This is a genomic window from Flavobacterium sp. JAS, assembly GCF_020991455.1.
GTDB lineage: Bacteria > Bacteroidota > Bacteroidia > Flavobacteriales > Flavobacteriaceae > Flavobacterium.
In genome coordinates, this window is sequence record NZ_JAJMOX010000027.1 from 1 (window position 1) to 4,464 (window position 4,464).

Sequence of the window (4,464 nt, forward strand, 5' to 3'; positions counted from 1 at the left end):
CGTTAAAGAAAATTATTGTTGGAGGTGAATCTTTGCTTAGCCGACAAGTAGATGAAGTTCTAAAAGCAAATGATGCATTGACGATTTATAATGAATATGGTCCAACAGAGAGTACTGTTGGTTGTATGGTAAAAGTAATTTCCAGGGATAGTCCCATAACCATTGGAAAACCGATTTCTAACACCCAGATTTACATATTAGATGATTGTTTAAATCCTTTACCGGTAGGAGTTACCGGCAAGCTTTATATATCGGGCGCAGGTGTGGGGAGAGGATATCTGAATAAAGCCGAACTGACTCAGGAGAAATTTATCGAAAATCCTTTTATCAAGGGAGAAAGAATGTATGATACAGGCGATCTTGGGCGCTGGCTGGCTGACGGCAACCTTGAGTTTATAGGCAGAAAAGACCATCAGATTAAGATTCGTGGTTTCCGTATCGAACTAGGCGAGATAGAGAATGTCATTCTGCAGTATTCCCAGGATTTAAAACAAGTGGTAGTAGCGGCAAAAGATTCCAACGATGAGAAGGTACTGATTGTATATTTCACTACTGTAAATACCATTGATAAATCAGCATTAAGAAGTTTTCTACAGGAGCGACTCCCGGATTATATGGTTCCGGGCTTTTATGTAGAACTGGAGGAGTTACCTCTTACCCCAAATGGGAAGATTAATCATAAAGCCTTACCAGGAGTAGACGGAGAAGATCTAATTCGAAGAGAATACGTGGCTCCCAGAAATGAGACTGAGCAAAAACTGGTTGCCATATGGCAGGAAGTACTTGGAATTGAAAAAGTAGGAGTAACAGATAACTTCTTTGAATTAGGAGGAAATAGTTTAAAAGTAATGAGACTATTAAATACTATAGAGAAAACTTTTTTATTTAAAATGCCAGTATCTCAATTTTTTGATAATCCAAATATTGAGAGTTTTTCCTCTGTAATTAATGCACTAAAATTAAGTTCAAGTAATCAAAATAGAAAATCAATAAAAATATAATTAATGGAAAGTTTAGTTTTTTTAAAGCCCAATGTAGTTATTGAACCTTTAATTGAAAGATGGTATGCATGGTCTCATCTTATATCGCCGGGAACTGCAGCAATGAATGTAGTAAAAAGACATGTTGAAATAATGAATTCTTATCTTGAATCTCCAGAGTTGCATGATGAGGCTATTAAAAATCCAAAAATGTTAGGTGGTCCTTTTATGGATTACAAAGAGAATAGATCTGAGGATATTAAAAAATTACTAGAATCAACTTTTTTAAATCAAAAAGAATTAATAACTCTTTCGTTTGCAATTAGAAAATTGGTTTTAATGTTAAACAAAGAAGCAAAAGGGCAATCACTGGAAAGTTTATACGAAAATGTACCGGAAATCTTAAAAGGTTATGTAGAACTTATATATGATTTAAATGGAAACCCTTCATTTAGATTTTTTGAACATCTTTTATATAAGAGCAAGTTTTATAATAAAAACACTCAAAGTATAGCACTTTGGGTTACAAACAATGATTCACGACCTTTTTGTTTAAGCACACCAAGATTAGAAGAAGAAGATGTATTGCATTTAAACATACCTTTTGATAATGAATTTATAGATGAGTTGAGTAAAATGAAAAGAACACCTCGTCCTTATAATGAAATAAGAAAAATGTTAGGTGATTTAAATGAAGTTGAAGAGTCACTTTTCAAATCATTTTTCACTGAAGTTCCGTCTGTACCTTATGCTAAATATGAGGGGAATAATATTAGAATGAGATATTTTGGTCATGCATGTATATTAATCGAAACAAAAGATATAAGTATATTGGTAGATCCCTTAATTAGTTATTATGGATATCAGTCCAGTGTTGAACATTTTTCTGATTTTGAATTACCGGAAGTTATTGATTATGTTTTAATAACTCACAACCATCAGGATCATATCTTACTTGAAACTCTTCTGCCACTTAGACATAAAGTAAAAAACATAATTGTTCCGCGTTCCGGAGGAGGACACCTTCAGGATCCGTGTCTAAAATTAATGTTTAATAATATTGGCTTTAATAATGTAATCGAGATTGAAGAATTTTCAACGATCAGTTTTTCAGATTGTAGCATTACAGGAGTTCCTTTTACTGGAGAGCATAGTGATTTAGATATTAAAGCTAAAATTTGCTATCATGTTGATATCGCTGATTTTTCTTTATTATTTGTTGCAGATTCAAGGATTTTAGAAAAGAAGTTATATGAACATACACAAAAGCTAATTGGAAATGTGGATGTTGTTTTTCTGGGTATGGAATGTGATGGCGCCCCGTTAACCTGGTTATATGGCCCATTGGTTGTTAACGAACTATCAAAAGAACATGATCAATCGAGAAGATTAGCAGGATCTGATTTTAATAGAGGGATAAATTTGGTAAATATTTTTAATCCGTCAGAAATATACGTGTATGCTATGGGACAAGAACCTTGGTGTGAATTTATTAGTAGTATAAAATACACAGATGAATCTAATCCGATTGTTCAATCCAACCATTTAATTAATGAGTGTATTTCAAGAGGAATAATTGCTGAAAGGTTATTTGGTGAAAAGGAAATATTATATAATAAGAAAAAATAAAGGAATATGGGCAAGCTTATAGATTTGTTAGCTGAGTTGAAAAGTAACGCTATTGATGTTGTCTTGAAAGATGGTGAACTTGAGGTTTTCTATGATGGTGAAGATTTAGATCCGATTAGTTTAAAAAAAATAGTAGATAATAAACATGAATTAATACAATTCTTAAAGGGATTTGAAGGGGATGTAAAAACTTACGAATCAATTCCATCAATTCCATTAATGGAGAATTATCCGCTATCCTCATCTCAAAACAGATTGTGGTTAGTAAGCCAGCTTGAAGGCGGTAATTCGGCATATAATCTAATAGGTGTTTATGAAATTGAAGGATTATTAGATGTTGAATTAATTGAATCGACATTTAAATTTATAATAGAACGTCATGAATCTTTGAGAACTGCTTTTAAAGAAACAGAACAAGGAGAGGTAAGACAATTTATCATAGAAAATGAAAATATTGATTTCAAAATTGATTATGAAGATATTAGATCGACAAAGGGCTTAGATTTAAATACTATAATCAAAGAACAATGTGAGAAACCTTTTGACCTAGAACAAGGCGTTTTAATTAGAGTAAAGTTATTGCAGATAGCTGACTCTAAGTATGTTCTTAGCTTAGTTATGCATCATATTATTAGTGATGGGTGGTCAATGGAAATTTTAATTAAAGAGTTATTTACTTATTATAGTTCAGTAACTTTAGGAGAAACGTACCAATTTCAACCCTTACAAATACAATACAAAGATTATGCATTTTGGCAACAAGATCAATTAAAAGGAAGCCAGTTAGAGAAGCATAAAAGTTATTGGACAAATCAATTTACTGGTGAGATTCCTATATTAGATTTACCTGTTCAGTACCAGCGACCATCAGTAAAAACATATAATGGGAAAACTTTAGGTAAAGTTTTAAATACAAACAATGTTAAGAAATTAAAGGATTTAAGCCAATCGCAGGGAGGCACTTTGTTTATGGCGGCGTTATCTCTGGTAAAAGTTGTATTATATCGTTATACACAACAGCAGGATATTATTATAGGAAGCTCTTTAGCGGGCAGAGAACATGCTGATTTAGAGGGACAAATTGGTTTTTTTGTAAATACTTTACCACTAAGAACAATTCTTGAAAACGATGATAATTTTATCGGGTTATTAAACAAAGTTAAAGATGTGACTCTAGGTGCTTATCAATATTATATTTATCCTTTGGATGAATTGGTAGAGAATTTATCCTTAAAGCGCGATCCAAGCAGAAATCCTTTGTTTGATGTAATGGTAGATTTACAAAATGCATTTGGTGTAGGGAAAGAATATGATGAAAATCAAAGCATTAAAACATTTGATATAAAACCATATGAGGTAACTAACACCATAAGCAGGTTTGATTTACATTTTAATTTTTCAGAGAAACCTGAAGAACTGCATTTAGATATAACCTATAATACAGACATTTTTAGCAATGAATTTGTAGATCAGTTGTTAGGGCATTTAGAACAATTGTTGGCACAAATAGTGATTGATCCTTTGGTACCTTTAGCAGAGTTAAAGTATCTTAACCATGATGAAGAGCAACAGCTGCTGGTAGAATTTAATGATACGAAATCTGATTATCCTAGCGATAAAACAATCGTAGATTTATTTGAAGAACAGGTTAGAAAAACACCAAATAATGTAGCTGTTATTTTTGAAAATAATAAACTAACGTATCAGGAACTTAATGAAAAGTCGAATCAGTTGGCTTATTATTTAAGAGAAAATTATGTTATTAAACCAGATGATCTGGTGGGAGTAAAGCTGGCTAAAAGTGACAAAATGATTGTCGCTCTTTTAGGAGTATTGAAATCCGGAGCAGCATATC

3 protein-coding genes are annotated in these 4,464 nt (G+C 32.2%); all 3 read left to right on the forward strand.

Annotation, left to right across the window (positions count from 1 at the left end; genetic code table 11):
* Positions 1-1,001 (forward strand): non-ribosomal peptide synthetase (locus LPB88_RS23495; RefSeq protein WP_230718204.1); only part of this gene is annotated, 1,001 nt, incomplete at its 5' end.
* 3 nt (positions 1,002-1,004) lie between these two features.
* Positions 1,005-2,609, forward strand: coding sequence for an MBL fold metallo-hydrolase (locus LPB88_RS23500; RefSeq protein WP_230718205.1), 1,605 nt, complete (start codon positions 1,005-1,007; stop codon positions 2,607-2,609).
* Positions 2,610-2,615: 6 nt separating this feature from the next.
* The coding region (locus LPB88_RS23505; protein ID WP_230718208.1) for a condensation domain-containing protein at positions 2,616-4,464 on the forward strand (1,849 nt) is incomplete at its 3' end.